Annotated in this window: 17 protein-coding genes and 1 pseudogene; 9 read left to right on the top strand and 9 right to left on the bottom strand. The window is 62.0% G+C overall.

The annotated features are described in order from the left end of the window. Positions 1 to 34 precede the first annotated feature (34 nt). On the top strand, positions 35 to 793 hold the full coding sequence (locus tag ACFB49_RS16505) for a Crp/Fnr family transcriptional regulator (protein ID WP_380872351.1): 759 nt from the start codon (positions 35 to 37) through the stop codon (positions 791 to 793). Between the two features lie 84 nt (positions 794 to 877). Here the strand turns inward: ACFB49_RS16505 and ACFB49_RS16500 are convergent, their stop codons facing one another. The 6 genes and pseudogenes from ACFB49_RS16500 to ACFB49_RS16475 form a co-directional block, all read right to left on the bottom strand. Beyond that, complete coding sequence (locus tag ACFB49_RS16500) at positions 878 to 1,336, bottom strand: PA2169 family four-helix-bundle protein (RefSeq protein ID WP_380872349.1); 459 nt, start codon at positions 1,334 to 1,336, stop codon at positions 878 to 880. 443 nt (positions 1,337 to 1,779) lie between these two features. After that, positions 1,780 to 2,163, bottom strand: a complete 384-nt coding sequence (locus tag ACFB49_RS16495) for a VOC family protein (protein ID WP_380872347.1) — start codon at positions 2,161 to 2,163, stop codon at positions 1,780 to 1,782. Between the two features lie 25 nt (positions 2,164 to 2,188). Continuing rightward, positions 2,189 to 2,323, bottom strand: a pseudogene (locus tag ACFB49_RS16490) (S-(hydroxymethyl)glutathione dehydrogenase); the annotation flags it as partial. An 89-nt stretch (positions 2,324 to 2,412) separates the two neighbouring features. After that, positions 2,413 to 2,580, bottom strand: a complete 168-nt coding sequence (locus tag ACFB49_RS16485; protein ID WP_380872345.1) for a hypothetical protein — start codon at positions 2,578 to 2,580, stop codon at positions 2,413 to 2,415. 319 nt (positions 2,581 to 2,899) lie between these two features. Then, a complete protein-coding gene (locus ACFB49_RS16480) occupies positions 2,900 to 3,373 on the bottom strand; it encodes a Fur family transcriptional regulator (protein WP_380872344.1) in 474 nt (157 codons plus the stop codon). After that, positions 3,363 to 3,752, bottom strand: coding sequence for a MerC domain-containing protein (locus tag ACFB49_RS16475; protein ID WP_380872343.1), 390 nt, complete (start codon positions 3,750 to 3,752; stop codon positions 3,363 to 3,365). The genes ACFB49_RS16480 and ACFB49_RS16475 overlap by 11 nt, the downstream gene beginning before the upstream one ends. A 90-nt stretch (positions 3,753 to 3,842) precedes the next feature. Here ACFB49_RS16475 and ACFB49_RS16470 point away from each other — a divergent pair, with 90 nt between their 5' ends. From ACFB49_RS16470 to istB, 8 genes are all read left to right on the top strand, one after another. After that, complete coding sequence (locus tag ACFB49_RS16470; protein WP_380872342.1) at positions 3,843 to 5,882, top strand: TonB-dependent receptor domain-containing protein; 2,040 nt, start codon at positions 3,843 to 3,845, stop codon at positions 5,880 to 5,882. 54 nt (positions 5,883 to 5,936) lie between these two features. Then, entirely contained in the window at positions 5,937 to 6,680 is a 744-nt protein-coding gene (locus ACFB49_RS16465; protein ID WP_380872341.1) for a hypothetical protein, read from the top strand. Positions 6,681 to 7,063: 383 nt separating this feature from the next. Continuing rightward, a complete protein-coding gene (locus ACFB49_RS16460) occupies positions 7,064 to 7,651 on the top strand; it encodes a LemA family protein (RefSeq protein WP_380872340.1) in 588 nt (195 codons plus the stop codon). After that, on the top strand, positions 7,648 to 8,433 hold the full coding sequence (locus tag ACFB49_RS16455; protein ID WP_380872339.1) for a TPM domain-containing protein: 786 nt from the start codon (positions 7,648 to 7,650) through the stop codon (positions 8,431 to 8,433). The genes ACFB49_RS16460 and ACFB49_RS16455 overlap by 4 nt, the downstream gene beginning before the upstream one ends. After that, entirely contained in the window at positions 8,433 to 9,104 is a 672-nt protein-coding gene (locus tag ACFB49_RS16450; RefSeq protein ID WP_380872338.1) for a TPM domain-containing protein, read from the top strand. The genes ACFB49_RS16455 and ACFB49_RS16450 overlap by 1 nt, the downstream gene beginning before the upstream one ends. Positions 9,105 to 9,442: 338 nt before the next feature. Further along, positions 9,443 to 9,646 carry a hypothetical protein gene (locus ACFB49_RS16445; RefSeq protein ID WP_380872337.1) on the top strand — a complete coding sequence of 68 codons (204 nt, stop codon included), beginning with the start codon at positions 9,443 to 9,445 and terminating at the stop codon, positions 9,644 to 9,646. A 582-nt stretch (positions 9,647 to 10,228) separates the two neighbouring features. Then, positions 10,229 to 11,794: an IS21 family transposase gene (gene istA / locus ACFB49_RS16440; RefSeq protein ID WP_380871757.1), complete on the top strand. Its 1,566-nt coding sequence runs from the start codon at positions 10,229 to 10,231 to the stop codon at positions 11,792 to 11,794. After that, complete coding sequence (istB, locus tag ACFB49_RS16435; protein ID WP_380871756.1) at positions 11,727 to 12,461, top strand: IS21-like element helper ATPase IstB; 735 nt, start codon at positions 11,727 to 11,729, stop codon at positions 12,459 to 12,461. Before istA ends, istB begins: the two co-directional genes overlap by 68 nt. Here the strand turns inward: istB and ACFB49_RS16430 are convergent. The 3 genes from ACFB49_RS16430 to ACFB49_RS16420 form a co-directional block, all read right to left on the bottom strand. Continuing rightward, entirely contained in the window at positions 12,439 to 12,909 is a 471-nt protein-coding gene (locus ACFB49_RS16430; protein ID WP_380872336.1) for a transposase, read from the bottom strand. The genes istB and ACFB49_RS16430 overlap by 23 nt on opposite strands. Before the next feature lie 220 nt (positions 12,910 to 13,129). Next, on the bottom strand, positions 13,130 to 14,509 hold the full coding sequence (locus tag ACFB49_RS16425; RefSeq protein ID WP_380872335.1) for an ATP-binding protein: 1,380 nt from the start codon (positions 14,507 to 14,509) through the stop codon (positions 13,130 to 13,132). 271 nt (positions 14,510 to 14,780) lie between these two features. Then, positions 14,781 to 16,265 carry an ATPase domain-containing protein gene (locus tag ACFB49_RS16420; RefSeq protein ID WP_380872333.1) on the bottom strand — a complete coding sequence of 495 codons (1,485 nt, stop codon included), beginning with the start codon at positions 16,263 to 16,265 and terminating at the stop codon, positions 14,781 to 14,783. Positions 16,266 to 16,423: the final 158 nt, after the last annotated feature.

The raw sequence follows: 16,423 nt of genomic DNA, 5'->3' as shown, positions 1-16,423 counted from the left end.
ATTAAAATATGGTCTCGCGTGAAATGGTGGAGATATGTCCAACCGCTTCATCGATAAGCTGTGCGGCTTTGCACCGCTGGATGAGGAGGAAATCCAGGCCCTCCTCTTCGCGACTGCCGCACCGCGGAAGATAGCCGCACGGCACGATCTGATCCGGGAAGGTGATAGACCCGGGCCGGTATTCGTTATGCTTGAGGGCTGGGCGTGCCGATACAAAATCCTGCCGAGTGGCACGCGACAGGTGCTGGCCTATCTGATGCCTGGGGATTGCTGCGATCTTCACACCGGGCTTCTTGCGGAAATGGACCACAGCATCCAGACGATCGCACCCGCTTCGGTCGCAACGATCTCGCGCGCCGATATGAACGCGCTGATGGACCGTCATCGCGGCATCGCAAACGCCATGTATATCGCCCAACTGATCGACGAGGGCATCATGCGCGCCTGGATCACCAGCATGGGGCGCCGCACGAGCATCGAGCGCGCTGCTCACCTGATGTGTGAGCTCTATCTAAGAGCCCGCAATATCGGCCTGACGGTAGATCCCGAACTGGAATTGCCCCTATCTCAGGCGCTGCTTGCCGACTCACTTGGCATGACCCCGGTTCATCTCAACCGGATCCTGAAGAAGCTTCGATCTGCTGGTGCCATGACGCTTAAGCGCGGCAGCCTTCTCATCACCGACCCGGCGAAGCTGGTTCAGATCGCCGGCTTCGATGAGAACTATCTTCATCGCCGGCTGAGGACTCCCGGCCCGATCATCAAGGCAAGGACGTCCGGACCAAGGTTGTGACTTTCACAAGCGGGCTCCGGACCCGGCATCTGCGAGCCGGATCCGGAGCCCAATATACGCCTGGTCGAACAGCGCGCGAGCGCACTAGGCCGGCGTGTCAAGTGAGTGCTTCAGATCGCGCATCTGGTCGTGCCCCTGCCTTACCGAAGCGTAGGCCCGTTCGATAGCGCCTCGGGTTTGAGGCGTCAGTTGACCGTCCTTAAGCGCATCCTCGAATTTCGCCTTTATGTGATCTTCGCCGCGCTCGACCTCATTGACGATGGCCTTGTCGTCCTTGCCCGTCACAGCAGACTTCAGATTAAGAAAGGCGCGGTGCGCTCCTGCCAGCGCGGTACCATCGTCCTCCGGGTTGCCGCCGAGGCGAACTACTTCGGCCTGCAAATCAGTGGCGCACTGGCGGCGTTCTGTGGCCCGGCTGGAGAAAATGGAGCCGAAACGTCCACTTTCAGTGTCGCTGGCGGCTTCGGAATAGCCGTTGATGCTGTCAATCGTTGTTGCGATGAGCGAATTGAGCGTGCGGATGTCGTGGCTGGTCTCGGTCATGGAACGCTCCTTATTGGGAAGGTGCTCAACGGTTCGAGGCTTCCGAATATCCAACGATATTTTCAGAAGGCGGATCTCGCGCCCCACGGCGTGTGTCACTGGGCAGATGGTAATACGCGCGTGCCAACGGCTCGCTGCATACTTCCGGAGATCCGGTATAAAAGCCGGGGCGCCAACTCCGGCCAAAATTTAACGGTCAGGAGCCGCCGACACAGCTGTCATTCCGAGCTCGATTTCGGCTCCCCGAAACCTTCCCTACATTCATTTTCTTGAGAGTGGCGGGTTATAAGTGGCGCCGTGAGGACGGTATAGGAGGGTTGGTGCCGGAGCATCGGGGTTCTCGAAGGATCTGCCTGAACGTCCATAGTGGTTTTGGCTTATTGATTCCCGCTCATGACATTCCGATGGAAAACTGCCCCGGCCAAAGCCGGGGCTTTGGCATCTCACTGCTCCGGGCGGTGCAAGGCGCAGAGCTTGTTGCCGGCAGGATCGCGCAGATAAGCGAGATAATATTTGCCGAACGGCGCCTCGCGATAGCCGGGTGCATTCTCGCAGGTCGTACCGCCATTGGCGACGCCGGCGGCGTGCCAGGCGTCGATCTGTTCAGGCGACATCGCACCGAAGCCGATCGTGCCGCCATTGGCATGAGTCGCGGGCTCGCCGTTGATCGGACTGGTGATCATGAACATTGCATTTTCGTGCACGTAGATCACCCGGCCCTTGTCGTCAGCGAAGCCGGGCTTCGCGCCCAGCGCGCCCAGCACCGCATCGTAAAAGGCCTTCGACTGGTCAACGTCGTGCGCGCCGACCATTACATGGGAAAACACCGATATCTCTCCTTGGCCTGTTGTATCAGAACATTACGACGGATCGGACGCTCTCGCCCGCATGCATCAAGTCGAAGCCCCTGTCGATCTCTTCCGGGCTCATGACGTGGGTGATCATCGGATCGATTTCGGTCTTGCCGTTCATGTACCAGTCGGCGATCGCAATCGTACGGGCGATGCAGGACATAATCGAGAACCGGCCGGCGCTTTCACGCTGGTACCTCGATTATCAGCAGGCCTTTGCAGATTTCATGACGCGCCAGGCGAAGCGTACTCCAGGCTGACCGCCTGATTTTCAAACTCGCATGCCCGATTCTCATATCGACGTTCTTCTGTCTGGTTCGCCGCCTGGGACGCCCGGCGGCGTTCTTCATCGGCCCTCAACCGGAAATACGCCCGGTCAATTTCGTCGAACATGATACGCCTCCTAAGCAACGCCGGGCATTGTTTTGCCCGGTCTGTTCAGGTCACCGAACAAGATGTGGACGCGACTGAAAACGCCACAGGCATACCGTTCGGAAATCGACCCTTACGACCTCCACATTGCAGAACTGCGGCATTTCTGCGCTGATCGAGGTTATTCTCCAGACTATCTTAGGTAGTAGTGGTGCGATTGTGAGCGTAGGCGTGGAGCAAGCCGCTTGGGTGCGGGTAAGATAGTGCCGGGGGCCGCCGACGTTCCGGCCGTTCAAGCCGCGCATTCGTCGCCCCAATACCTGCCGGTCATTCAGCTTGCTCATCGAGCTTCGCCGTTCGCTTGCCGGCCTTCCGCTGATCGCTGGGTGCAGTCGAAGCAAACTCCGACTGCCTCAATGAACGGCCGGGACTCGGCAAACCCAAGCTTGGAGGCAAAGTCTTCAAGCTCGAGCATGAGGGTATCGCCGGGCAGCTCCGCGATCGAACGACATGCCTTGCAAACGAGGAATATCGGCCGTTCGCATTCCGTTATTACATAGGCGGACAGGCATTCGATGCGACGAACCCGGCCTTCCGCGATCAGCCGATCGAGGACGCGATATACCTGCATGGCGCTCAACGACTTCCCTAGCGCCTCGCTCGTGGCCGCGATTTCATATGCCGTTGCTGGCTCTGGCATCTGGCTCATCAGGGCGATGACGAGTTCGTTCAGCGCGGCGGGAGTGCGATGCTGCTTCTTGCGGTGATGGCCTGGACTGGCAGTTTGATCGATCGGCAGCACTTCACGCGGCATGGACGCGCAGCCTCCAATTTCGCAGATGACCGGCAAACAGCAACAGACTTCCGACGACAGTTAGGAATGTCTGGACAGCCGGCGGGAACGGCGAGATCCCGGCGGCGAGACAGCCGATGCCAGCTACACCGAGAGCTGCCGGAACGCGGTGCCCATGATGCTGGTAGCCGATCCAGAAGGCCGCGAGGGCGAACGGAGTCACGCTCGTAAGCAGCAAGACGTGAACCTCTTCCGAAAGGGCAAAGGTGGCCAGCGCAGCGGGAAGGGTGAGAAGGAGCAGCGGGAGCGCAAAGCAGTGGAGGAGGCACAGGATCGACGCCGATGCGGCCGTTCCCTCGATAAGGTTGGCGAAGACAGATCGGATGCGTCCTCGACCCAAGTGATTGTTGCGCAGCGTTCATCTCCGCCGGTTGCATGATGATATAACGTCTCCTATAGCGACGCCCTCCGTTGTGAAAAGGGGTCCGTCGTGACAATTCGTTTCTTCCTGTTGTCTGCCACTTCGCTGCCTGCGCTTGCCCCCGAGATCGCCTTCGCGGCACAGGCCGGCAGCAACGCCACAGCCGATATCGTGATCACCGCAGCACCGCTCGATCTTAATGCGGACGAAATGGCGACACCCGTCATCACGCTTTCGGGACGCGATCTCGTTCATCGCCGCCAAGCCACGATCGGCGAGACATTGGCAGGACAGCCGGGCATCAACTTCGACAATTTCGGCGGGGGTGCGAGCCGCCCGGTCATCCGCGGGCAGACGGCACCGCGGGTGCAGTCGCTCTCGGACGGTGCCAATATCCAGGACGCGTCGGTGATTTCGCCCGATCATGCGGTGACGACCGAGCCGCTTCTGCTGCGGGGAATCGAGGTTCTGCGTGGTCCCGCCGCATTGCTCTATGGCGGCGGCGCGATTGGCGGTGCGGTCAACCTGCTCGATGAGAAGGTGCCCACCGCGCTTCCTGAAGGCGGCATCGCCGGTGTGGCCGAAGGCCGGATCGGCACCGGGGACGATGAGCGCTCGCTGGTTGGCGGCCTGACAGCGGGCGTCGGCCCGTTCGCCGTGCGCGTCGAAGGCGTGCACCGTTCAAGCGACGATTATCGCGTGCCCCGCGGGTTCGGCGAGAAGCGCGTCGACGGCTCCTATAACGACACCTCGACCTTCAGCGCGGGCGGCTCATGGATTGGCGAGGGGGGATATCTCGGCGTTGCTTATACCCGTCAGCGCAGCGAATATGGGTTGCCGGGGCACAGTCACGACTATGAGTCCTGCCACCCGCATGGCAGCAGCCTGCACTGCGGCGGTCATGGCCATGCGGACGAAGATCATGACCATGATCACGATCATGAGCATGACGAGGTGCCGTTCGTTAAGCTCAGGAGCGAGCGCTTCGATATCCGCAGCGAATATCGCGATCCGCTGCCCGGTTTCGAGAAGATCCGCTTCCGCATGGCCTTCACCGATTATGTACATGACGAGATCGAGGGCGACGAGATCGCGACGACCTTCAGGAACAAGGCGCGCGACATTCGCCTCGAACTGACCCACAAGCCGATTGCAGGCCTGCGCGGGGTGCTGGGCGTCCAGCATTCGCAGAGCGATTTCAGCGCGCTCGGCGAGGAAGCCTTCCTGCCGGAAAGCGACACGACCAACACCGCGCTGTTCCTGATGGAAACAGCCCAACTCGGGCCGGTGCGTGTTGAACTGGCTGCCAGGCAGGAATGGCAAAGGATAGAGACGACGCTCGGCCGTAAGGTCAGCCACCGACCATTCTCCATCTCTGGCGCTGCTGTCTGGGACATCAGTGACGGTTATTCGGTGGCGCTCTCGCTCGCGCGCTCCCAGCGCGCGCCCAACACACAGGAACTTTATGCCCGCGGCATTCATCTTGCGACCAACACCTATGAGTTGGGCACAGCGACCCTGGGCAAGGAGACTGGGAAATCCATCGACCTGACGTTCCGCAAGGTCGCGGGCAAGACGACCTTCACGCTCGGCGCCTATCATCAGGATTTCGACGACTACATCTTTGCCGACACCCTCGACCAATATGAGGATTTTCGCCTCATCCGCTACACGGCGGCAGACGCTAGCTTCACCGGTGTGGACGGCGAAATCCGGCATCAGCTGACGACTGACTTCGCGGTATCGGCGTTCGGCGATTATGTTCGTGCGAAGCTCGACAACGGGCTTGGCAATTTGCCGCGAATTCCGGCGGGACGCCTGGGCGCGAGGGCCGATGGGCGTTGGGGTGCCTTCTCTGGTGAACTCGAATATTATCATGTTTTCGAGCAGGATCGGATCGCCGCCTTCGAAACCCGCACGCCGGGCTACGACATGATCAACGCGACTTTTGCCTATCAGCTTCGGCTGGGCGCCAAGGCCGACGCGGAACTGTTCGTCCGGGCGACGAACCTCACCAATGAACTCGCGTTCAACCACGCCTCCTTCATCAAGACCGCTTCGCCGTTGCGGGGGCGCAATCTGGTCGTCGGCTTGCGGACCCAATTCTAGGCGATGACGAGCCGCGCGCCGTCGTCCGCCGTTGAACGGCGGACTGAATCAGGCTTGTTTCGCTGCATCGAGGACCTCCAGGGCAACCAGCCCTGGGGCTCCTTCCTCGATGCCGGTACCGGCACCAACTCCATCTCCTGGGTTTCCTCGCTCGAAACCGACCGCTGGACAGCCGTGACCGGCGCGGAGGAGCATGCGATCCAGGTGCGCGACGCGATCGAGAAGCGACAACGGAGGCAGGACCGGATCGTCCTCGGGAACTGGGCGGACGAGGCATTGCTGGAGGGCGAGCACTACGACACGGTGCTGGCCGACTATCTCGTCGGTGCGATCGAAGGATTCGCGCCTTATTATCAGCCCTATCTGTTCGAAGGCCTGCGCAAGCTGGTGGGCCGCCGCCTCTATGTGGTCGGCCTTGAACCCTATGCTACGATCGAACCCGAGTCGGCTGCGGGTAAGCTCGTCTGGGAGATTGGGCGATTCCGCGACGCCTGCCTGCTCCTTTCAGGTGAGCGGCCGTATCGCGAATATCCGGCCCAGTGGGTGGCGGATCATCTCGAAGCGGCGGGCTTTCGCATCGTCGCCGCCCGACGCTTCGCGATCCGCTACAAGGAGCGGTTCGTGAACAGCCAGATTGATATGTGCGCTTCGCGCTTGGTAGCTTTAGCGGATCGCGCGCTCGCTGAAGCCCTTCGCAGCCGGGGTGAGGACCTTCGAGCCCGGGCCCTGGGAAAGGTAGAGGGGGAAGGCGGATTGAACCATGGCTTCGATTATGTCTTTGCGGCAGTACCGCAGTGAGGATGCCCCTTCGCAGCCGCGCAACCCGTCAGCAGGCGCCGACATAGCCGACATCCGGAGCTCGATTTCGGCCGCCTGATACCTGCCCTAAGTTCAGATTGAAAACGATGACCGGCTTCGGGAGGCGCTCAGATGCGTAGAGGCGCCTTGCCGTCGCGTCGGGTGGACGGCATGCAGGAGCCGCCGACGCTTCAGCCCTAATCCAGCGCACTGCCGGAGCCCGAATGCTCACGTCCACATATGGGCGCTTTGGTTGAGCCGCATGCAAGGCCGGCTCGCCATCACGCGGGTCCGACACGGGCGCGCAACGAACCAGGCCTTGCAACGTTACAAGGGGCAATCTCGCGGCAGTCCATGTGCCGCGACCTGTTCGGGAGAACCCCATGGGCATACACCGTCTCGCGAAGGTTGTATTGGCATCCACGCTGATGCTGGTCGCTTCGTGCGGTATCAACTCGATACCGACGGCCGAGGAAACCGCGAAGGCCCGATGGGCAGATGTCCAGAACGAATATCAGCGCCGGGCCGACCTCATCCCCAACCTTGTCGCCACGGTGAAGGGCTATGCTGCCCAGGAAAAGGCCGTGCTGACGCAGGTGACGGAGGCGCGGGCCAAGGCGACCGCAATCAACGTTACGACCGACGATCTGTCCAATCCTGAACGCCTTCGGCAGTTTGGCGAGGCGCAGAACCAGCTCACCCAGGCTCTCGGCCAGTTGCGAACCGTGGTGGAAGCCTATCCGGACCTGAAGTCCAACCAGAATTTCCTGACGCTTCAGGCGCAGATCGAAGGCACCGAGAACCGCATTTCGGTTGCGCGTCGCGACTATAATGCGGCGGTCCAGGACTATAACACGAAGATCCGCACCTTTCCGGACGCGATTGGCGCCAAGGCAATCTACGGCGCCAAACCCATGGTGACCTTCGAGGCCGCAGGCGGTGCCGACAAGGCGCCATCGGTCGCCTTTTGAAAGCGTTCTTCGCCCTATTCGCCTTGCTGCTGACCGCGACCGCAGCACCGGCACACACCTTTCCTGCATTGTCCGGGCGCGTCGTGGATGCGGCGAACATCCTGTCCGCCCAGGAGGAAGCCGCCCTCACCACGACGCTCGCCGATCTCGAAAAGCAGAGTGGCCGACAGCTTGTTGTCGTTACGATTGCCGATCTTAAGGGCTACGCAATCGAGGACTATGGCTATCGACTCGGCCGAAACTGGGGGATCGGTTCGGCCAAGGCCGATGACGGCGTGCTCCTGCTGGTGGCGCCCAGGGATCGCAAGGTGCGGATCGAGGTGGGCTATGGGCTGACGCCCATCGTGACTGATGCGCTTTCGAGCATCATCATTCGCAATGCCATATTGCCGCATTTTCGGCAGGGCGAGTATGGCCCTGGCATTCGAGCCGGCGTGGACGCGCTGGTCGACGTACTGAGGCTGCCGGGCGATCAGGCGCGCGCGCGCGCCCAGCAGATCGTCCAGGCCGGGCAGGAGCAGGGAGCCCGTTTCGATCCCGGGCAGCTCTTCGTCCTGCTCGCCTTCGGTGTGATCTTGCTGCTTTTCCTGTTTCGTCATCGGCGTGCCGGGGCCGTTCACCGCGGCGGCCGCGCGCCTGTCATCGTCTGGGGCCCGGGTACGGGCGGCTGGGGGCAGGGGGCGTGGGGCGGAGGGACAGGCGGCGGCGGATTCACCGGAGGTGGAGGTTTTTCCGGCGGTGGCGGCTCCTTCGGGGGCGGCGGCGCGTCGGGGAGCTGGTGATGAGACACGACTCCGTTGATCATGAAAGGATCAAGGCGGCGATCGAAGCCACTGAAGCCCGTACCGATGGTGAATTACTGGTGATCCTGTCACCACAATCCGACAGCTATAATGATGTCGCGGCTAATTGGGCCGTCGTCCTTATGGTGACCGCTCTTGGTGTCGTTGCAATCTGTCCGGACATCTTCATTGGACTGGCCGAATCCTTCGCCGGTGGCTGGAGCGACGGCTTGTCGCGACGCAGCCTCCTCCTGCTGCTGTTCTCGGCGCTCGTAGCAATCTATCTGCTGGCGCGGATTGCCTTGCGCCGGACACCCTTGCGTTTTGCACTTGTGCCGGGTGCAATCAGGACGCGCCGGGTACGCCGTCGCGCAATCGCGCTCTTCAAGGTCGGAGCGGAACGCCGCACGAAGTCGCGCACGGGTGTCTTGCTGTATCTCTCGCTAGCGGAGCGGCGGGCGGAAATCGTGGCCGACGAGGCCGTTCACAAGCGCGTTTCGCCGACCGTCTGGGGCGACGCGATGGTCCTGCTGATCGATGCCGTGCGCGCTAATCGCGCAACCGAAGGCATGGTCGCCGCCATCGATTCCATTGGTGACATTCTCGCGAAGGAGTTTCCCTACACGGGCACGGACCCCGCCGAATTGCCCAATCATCTGATCGTGGTTTGAGTGTCGGCTGCACCTGTTCAAGTCTGAATTTCGGAATTGGAGTCCGTTCCTATTGGCCAGAGTGTCGCGGCAACCTTCGCCGACATTGCCGCCGTTAACGGGGGCAATGCCAGCTCCCGATTGCTGCCCTACATTCAGAATGCGAACGATGACCAGTTTGAGGAGACGTGCTGTCGGGCGCAAGATCGTGCGCTGATAGCGATACGTGTTGAAAGGCTCCCGCTTAACCCAAATCATTGCACTGCGATCCATCAAATCAATATTTGCTCCGAGCGTGGGAGAGTCGGCGAGCGGCGCCTGTTACCCCGGTGCCGTCCGCCCATTTGGAGTACGCTGAAATGTTCGGGGACCGCACTTACCTTCAGCGCCGGCATGAAGAGGAAGTTGCCGCCGCTGAGTCCGCCAAATGCACGGAAGCACGTGCTGCGCATCGGCAGCTCGCCCAGGAATTCGAGCGAAAGCTGCGCGCGCTCGACGAACCCCGAGCTACGCTGAGGCTGGCCAGTTCCGGCGATCGATCCGCTGATCTGATCGATTTTTGAGCGCCTCGCCCGGTATCGCCCCAACGGCGGCTGAAATCGCGGCTCGCCGTTGGGGCAGCATTTCTGAACATCGCTGGCACGCTTCCAGACCATTTCTCAGGCCAATCGGATTTCGCTGCCATCGACTGTTCAAACACGAAATGAAGGCCTCGACATCTGCTGCCCGTCAACTGCCCTGATCGACCTCCGGCAGAAACAGGACAGGCTCATATTGAGACATGCCATTGATGGGTCGAAGTCTTTAACATGGTTGAATCCCTCGCTCCTTTGAAACGTGTAATAATGCAGCGGCACGGCCGGTGACCAGAACCGCGCTGTACGCTAGGTCTGCCAAGCCACCTTCGGGAGACCTCGCCTGCAGCAAGGCCGCCCTGCCGCGTAAAGCCGCGCGCTGCGCTGATCGTGGCGCGCGGCTGTTTTCTGTATCGCCGCCAATTTCGACGGTCCGGAGCCGCGTTCGGCCCTCCATTGTGAATCGGCGTGGAATATTGACCCCGTTTCTGGGGTGATCGGCGTGCAAAATTGACCCCCTGAACATGGCCGGTTCAGGCTTTCGCGCTTTGGCGCGGGAGCGAGCGGGGGATGCTGATCGTGGAGACGGTAGCGCGGATCCGCCGCGAGTTTTTCGTGAAGGGCAAGTCGATCAAGGAGATCGTGCGCGATCTCGGCGTATCGCGGAACACGGTGCGCAAGGTGTTGCGTTCGGGCGCGACGGCATTTGCCTATGAGCGGACGGTGCAGCCGTTGCCGAAGCTGGGGCCGTGGGCCTCGGAGCTGGAAGGGTTGCTGGAAACGAACGAGCGCAAGGCGCGGCGCGAGCGGCTGACGATGATCCGGATCTTCGAGGAGCTGCAGGGTCTGGGTTATCGTGGCGGCTACGACGCGGTGCGCCGATATGCGGCGGGCTGGCATCGCGGGCGGTCGGCAGCGACGGCCGCGGCCTATGTGCCGCTGAGCTTCGACCCGGGCGAGGCTTACCAGTTCGACTGGAGTCACGAGGTTGCGATCATCGGTGGTGTGCCGACGACGGTGAAGGTCGCGCACATGCGGCTGTGCCACAGCCGGATGTTCTATGTGCGTGCCTATCCGCGCGAGAGCCAGGAGATGGTCTTCGACGCCCATGACAAGGCGTTCGCCTTCTTTGGCGGGGCCTGCCAGCGCGGCATCTACGACAATATGAAGACGGCGGTGGACGCGATCTTCGTCGGCCGCGAGCGCCAATATAATCGCCGCTTCCAGCAGATGTGCGCGCACTATCTGGTCGATCCGGTGGCCTGCACGCCGGCGTCGGGGTGGGAGAAGGGACAGGTCGAGAATCAGGTCGGCTTGGTGCGGGAGCGCTTCTTCACGCCCCGGCTGCGGTTCAAGAGCTATGGCGAGCTCAACGCCTGGTTGGAGGATCGCTGCCTGGCCTATGCCCGCCGCGCAGCGCATCCCGAGCTCAAGGCGCAGACGATACAGGAGGTGTTCGAGCAGGCGGACCGCCCGGCATTGATCGCCTATCGCGGGCCGTTCGACGGCTTCCATGCGCTGCCGGCATCGGTATCGAAGACGCTGCTGGTCCGGTTCGATTACAATAAATACTCGGTCCACGCGAAGGCGGCAGGACGGCCGGTCGAGATCCATGCCTATGCCGACCGCATCGTGATCCGCCAGGACGGCGAGAGCGTCGGCGAGCATGTTCGGCGGTTCGGGCGCGAGCAGACGATCTACGATCCGTGGCACTATGTGCCCGTCCTCGCGCGCAAGCCGGGCGCGTTGCGCAACGGTGCCCCCTTCAAGGAATGGGATCTGCCGCCCGCGATCGAGCGGGTCCGGCGGCGGCTTGCCGCCCATGCCGATGGCGATCGCCAGATGGTCGGCATCCTCGCGGCGGTGGTGAGCGACGGGCTGGACGCCGTGGATGCGGCCTGCGCCGAAGCGCTCCTTGGCGGCCCGATCAGCCGCGATGTCGTACTCAACATCCTGACCCGCCAGCGGCAGCCGCCGGCGCCGCTCAACATCGCGACGCCCGAAGGGCTGCGACTTGCCCATGAACCTATTGCCGACTGTGCCCGATATGACAGCCTGAGGAGGTCTTATGGAACGCCACGAGATCCTGGACATGATGGCGACGCTGAAGCTGGCCGGCATGCGCCATGCCTATGACGAGGTCGTCGCCGATGCGGTGAAGCGGCAGCACTCCGCCCAGCGCGTGATCGGCGACCTGCTCAAGGCCGAGATCGACGAAAAGCAGGCCCGCTCGATCAAATATCAGATGACGATTGCCAAGCTGCCGCTGGCGAAGGAACTGGCCGGCTTCGACTTTACCGCCACCCCGATCAACGAGCCCCTGGTCCGCGACCTTGCCACCGGCGGGTTCCTGACCAGCCAGCGCAACGCCGTCCTGGTCGGCGGAACCGGCACGGGCAAGACCCATCTGGCCATCGCGATCGGCTGCGCCTGTGTGCGCAGCGGTGCCAGGGCCCGGTTCTACAATACCGTCGACCTGGTGAACCGGCTCGAAGCCGAAGCGCGCGCCGGCAAGCCGGGGCGGATCGCCGACCATCTGTCGCGGCTCGATCTCGTGATCCTCGATGAGCTCGGCTATCTGCCGTTCGCCCTCTCCGGTGGCCAGCTCCTGTTCCACCTCGTCAGCCGGCTCTATGAGCAGACCTCGATCATCGTCACCACCAACCTTGCGTTCGGCGAATGGCCCAGCGTGTTCGGCGACGCCAAGATGACCACCGCACTGCTCGACCGACTGACCCACCATTGCGACATCGTCGAGACCGGCAATGAGAGTTGGCGCTTCAAGAGCCGCGAAGCCGCCTAACCCCTTCCCCCGGACCCCCATCCCCCGGGTTGACCCGGTGGGCCCACAGGTACCTCCCACGGACGCCGCCGCCAGCGCTCCTGACGGCGCGCGGCGTCGTCCGCGGGGCCCTCCTATGGACTACCGGGACAACCCGAACTGCCATTATCCGGGGGTCAACTTTGGACGCCGATAGGGGGTCAACTTCCAATGCCGTTTGACACGCGTCCTCGATCATCACGGCCGCGGCGAAATCGGGAGCTGGCAAATCTTCAGGAGCCGGTTCGGCATGGGCCTCGCGCAGTTTACGTCGCCAGGTGTAGATCAGGGCCGAAGAAATATCATGGCGCCGGCATACTTCGGCAACGCGAGCACCGGGCGCGAACGCCTCCCTTAGGATATCCAGCCGCTCCTCGTCGCTCCAACGACGCCGCCGCTCCGGGCCGGAAAACACCGTGATCTGCCCCATCGACCGCTCCTAAGTGCACTCTTAAGAGCGCTCTTAAGACCGGTCGTTCACTCCACCGACAAGGCGGGATCCGCCGGACGGGTACTTCTTATGGGAATTCCCTTCTCGTTCTTCCGAGAGCCGAAGGGCCTGGCGGATATGGGCGGTCGCTCATCCAGCATGTCTTGGACGGCGGTGCAACACGGCATCCGGCTTTTCCATCGAGCGTGCCGACTGCGTCCTATGCTCCAATCAATCGAACGATTTTGTCGTCGACGTCGACCAGCGCACCCAAGGCGTTGGCAATGTCCGATTGATTGAATGGTTTGGCGAGACGCGCCAGATGTTTGGGCAGATCTACGGCGGTGCCGGTGTAGCCGGTGATGATGAGTAGGGCGGTTTGTGGACGCAATTCGCGCACGCGTTTCGCAAGCTCGGCGCCGTTCATGCGAGGCATTTTATAGTCCGAGATCACGACATCAACCTCGAGTCCTTCGGTCAGCTTCGCCAGTCCTTCCGACCCGCTTGCCGCCTCCGCGACAAAATGGCCAAGATCGCGGATCATTTCCGCCGTCGCGACGCGAACGATTTCCTCGTCGTCTATCAGCAGAATCCGAAGCGGGCGGCCGGCCACGTGGGTGACCTTTCGCGCTACGTTGGTTTCGACAACGTCTTTGGCCTCCGCAACCGGAAGGTACAGATCGCAACGCGTACCTTCTCCCGGCACACTGGTGAGCGCGAAAGAGCCGCCAAGCTGTGCCGCCAGGCCATGAACCATCGACAGGCCGAGCCCAGTGCCGCGTCCGGTTTCCTTGGTCGAAAAGAAGGGTTCGACGGCTCGAGTCAGCGTTTCCGCATCCATGCCCGTCCCGGTGTCGATGACCGACAGTTTGAGATAGAGACCTGGAGTGAGATGGGGCGCATCGCGAGGGCCGATCGCGACCCTCTCTGTCATGACACTCAGCACGCCACCTTGTGGCATGGCATCACGCGCGTTCACGCAAAGATTGAGGATCGCGAGCTCAAGCTGGTTGGGATCAGCCGATGCCAGCCCTGCGTCCGGATCCGTTTGCATGTGAAGTTCGATCGTCGGCCCAATCGAGCTGGTGATCAGATCGCGCATACCGTTGAGCAGGCCGGACAAGTCGACAGCCTGGGTCTGCAAGGCCTGACGCCGTGCGAAACCCAGCAGGCGCTGCACGAGGACGGTTGCACGATCGCTCGCCAGCAGCGCATTGGAGAGAAGCCTCGCGGAGCGCGGATCCTCGTTGCCATAGCGGCGCTGCAGAATGTCGAGGGCGCCCGCGATAGGGGTGAGCAGATTGTTGAAATCGTGCGCCACACCGCCCGTCAGCTGGCCAAGGGTCTCGAGTTTCTGGGCCTCATGCAATTGGGCCACGGCGGCCGCATGTTCGGCCGTGCGTTCTTCGACGCGTTGTTCCAGCACCGCCGCAAGCTCGCGAAGCTGGTCGAGACGGGCGCGCGCCTCATATTGACGGCGCCTGCCACGAAGTGCCGATTGAGCAAGACTGATCAGTGTCGTGGGGTGAAAGGGTCGCTCCAGAAATGTCACGTTACCGAGCGCATGGAGATATCGACCCGCGGCCGGGTTGCGCTCCAATCCCCCGCCACGCTGCGTGATCAGGATGAACGGAAAGTCCGACCATTCTGGCTGCCCGTTAATCCATCGGACGAGTGGCTGGACGTCTGCACTTGTCAGCGCTTCCTCAGCGACCAGGCCGAAGCCGGCTCCCGCGGCAGCAGCGCAACGAATTCGGGTAGAGTCTTCGCAATCTCACAACGAAGCCTGGCTTCGGCCAGCATGGCGCATGCGACCGCGGCATCCCGACCCTGCGGGGCGAGCACGATCGCACGCTCGGAAAGATGCGGAATCACGCGACCGGTTCGATCAGCGTCGACGTTTCCCCGACCAGGGTCGGGACACCGCGTAAAACACCCTGGAACCCCATGATGGGCTCGCCAAGGGTTATTCCGCGCTGGTCGATCCGATATTCGCGGATCGTGTCCTCATGCGCGCCCGTGCGCTTCTTGATGACCGAGATCGCGCGCCGCACCCGTCCAAGCGCTTCGAAATAGCGCAGCAGGACGACCGTGTCGGCCAGATAGGTCACGTCGACGGGCGCTTTCATGTCGCCGACGAGCCCATGTTGCGCCACAGTGAGAAAGGTCGAGGCGCCCTGCCGGTTCAGATATTGCAACAGCTCGTGCATGTGCAGAACGAGCGCCTGCTCTTCCGGCATGGCGGCCTGATAGCCATTGAGGCTGTCGATCACGACGGTCTTGGCATCATTGTCCTCCACGCAGCGGCGGACGCGTTCGGACAATTCGCCCGGAGTGAGTTCTGCTGCGTCAACCTGTTCGATCGCGAGACGACCCGTATCGACCATCGCCTGCAAATCAATGCCCAACCCGAGCGCGCGCTGGAACAGCAGGCCCAGTTCCTCGTCGAAAACGAACATGGCCGCGCTTTCGCCGCGGTTGATTGCCGACACGACGAACGTCAGCGCGAGCAACGATTTTCCTGTGCCGGCGGGACCGAGGATAAGGACACTTGACCCACGCTCAACCCCGCCTCCGAGCAAGGCATTCAGCTCTGGCAATCCACTCGGCAGCACCTCGCGATCGAAGTTCGACTTGTGTTCGGCTGCAACGAGCCGGGGAAACACGCGGACGCCGCCGGTATCGATGACGAAATCATGATGGCCGCCGCGATAGCGCTGCCCCCGATATTTGATGACACGAAGCCGCCTGCGCTCAGCACCATATTCCGGGGAGAGCTCTTCCAGGCGGATCACGCCATGCGCGACGCTGTGCATCGTCCGGTCGTTCGCCTCGCTTGAAAGGTCGTCCAGCATGAGGACCGTTGCCGTACTGCGCGCGAAATAATGCTTGAGGGCGAGGATCTGGCGGCGATAACGCAGAGACGACTGCGCCAGCAGCCGGATCTCGGACAAGCTGTCGAGGACCACGCGCTCAGGTTTGATCCGCTCGAACGCCTCGAATATGCGCTTGGTCGTCTCGCCCAGCTCCAAATCTGACGAATAAAGCAGGCTCTGCTGCTGATCGTCATCAAGCAGGCTCTCAGGCGGGACCAGTTCAAAAATCTCGATGCCCTCGAGCGACCATCCGTGGGATGCGGCACCAAGTCGCAACTCATCCTCGGTTTCTGAAAGGGTAATATAAAGCGAGCGCTCCTCGGCGGCCACGCCCGCCATCAGGAACTGGGTCGCAATCGTTGTCTTGCCGGTCCCGGGACTGCCCTCGAGGCGGAACAGTCGGCCTCGGGCCAATCCGCCCGATGTGATGTCATCCAGTCCCGATATTCCGAAATTGGCCTTGTCCCCGCGCTGCGGCATTCAGATCTCCGCCGTTATTCTGCTAGTTCCAACGCAGCCTGCATTGAAACGATCCCCCGTCTGACGTGGTCGAGAGGCTCATGCCTGGACGCAGCATGCACGATCCGGGGCGAGTGGACCGGAGGATTGAGAGGGAAAGCAATGCCTCGCAAGCCGCC

Origin of the sequence: Sphingomonas sp. DBB INV C78 (genome assembly GCF_042693015.1) — a bacterium.
Classification (GTDB): domain Bacteria; phylum Pseudomonadota; class Alphaproteobacteria; order Sphingomonadales; family Sphingomonadaceae; genus Sphingomonas_E.
The sequence above is the reverse complement of the archived record's forward strand: the minus strand, read 5'-3'. Positions and strand labels throughout refer to the sequence as shown.

What these genes read in the sequence shown, in the direction of transcription:
- ACFB49_RS16430 (WP_380872336.1), bottom strand. Translation starts at nt 12,909, where the DNA reads ATGGGGCAGATCACGGTGTTTTCCGGCCCGGAGCGGCGGCGTCGTTGG.
- ACFB49_RS16460 (WP_380872340.1), top strand. Translation starts at nt 7,064, where the DNA reads ATGGGCATACACCGTCTCGCGAAGGTTGTATTGGCATCCACGCTGATG.
- ACFB49_RS16485 (WP_380872345.1), bottom strand. Translation starts at nt 2,580, where the DNA reads ATGTTCGACGAAATTGACCGGGCGTATTTCCGGTTGAGGGCCGATGAA.
- ACFB49_RS16420 (WP_380872333.1), bottom strand. Translation starts at nt 16,265, where the DNA reads ATGCCGCAGCGCGGGGACAAGGCCAATTTCGGAATATCGGGACTGGAT.
- ACFB49_RS16480 (WP_380872344.1), bottom strand. Translation starts at nt 3,373, where the DNA reads ATGCCGCGTGAAGTGCTGCCGATCGATCAAACTGCCAGTCCAGGCCAT.
- istB (WP_380871756.1), top strand. Translation starts at nt 11,727, where the DNA reads ATGGAACGCCACGAGATCCTGGACATGATGGCGACGCTGAAGCTGGCC.
- istA (WP_380871757.1), top strand. Translation starts at nt 10,229, where the DNA reads ATGCTGATCGTGGAGACGGTAGCGCGGATCCGCCGCGAGTTTTTCGTG.
- ACFB49_RS16450 (WP_380872338.1), top strand. Translation starts at nt 8,433, where the DNA reads ATGAGACACGACTCCGTTGATCATGAAAGGATCAAGGCGGCGATCGAA.
- ACFB49_RS16445 (WP_380872337.1), top strand. Translation starts at nt 9,443, where the DNA reads ATGTTCGGGGACCGCACTTACCTTCAGCGCCGGCATGAAGAGGAAGTT.
- ACFB49_RS16500 (WP_380872349.1), bottom strand. Translation starts at nt 1,336, where the DNA reads ATGACCGAGACCAGCCACGACATCCGCACGCTCAATTCGCTCATCGCA.
- ACFB49_RS16505 (WP_380872351.1), top strand. Translation starts at nt 35, where the DNA reads ATGTCCAACCGCTTCATCGATAAGCTGTGCGGCTTTGCACCGCTGGAT.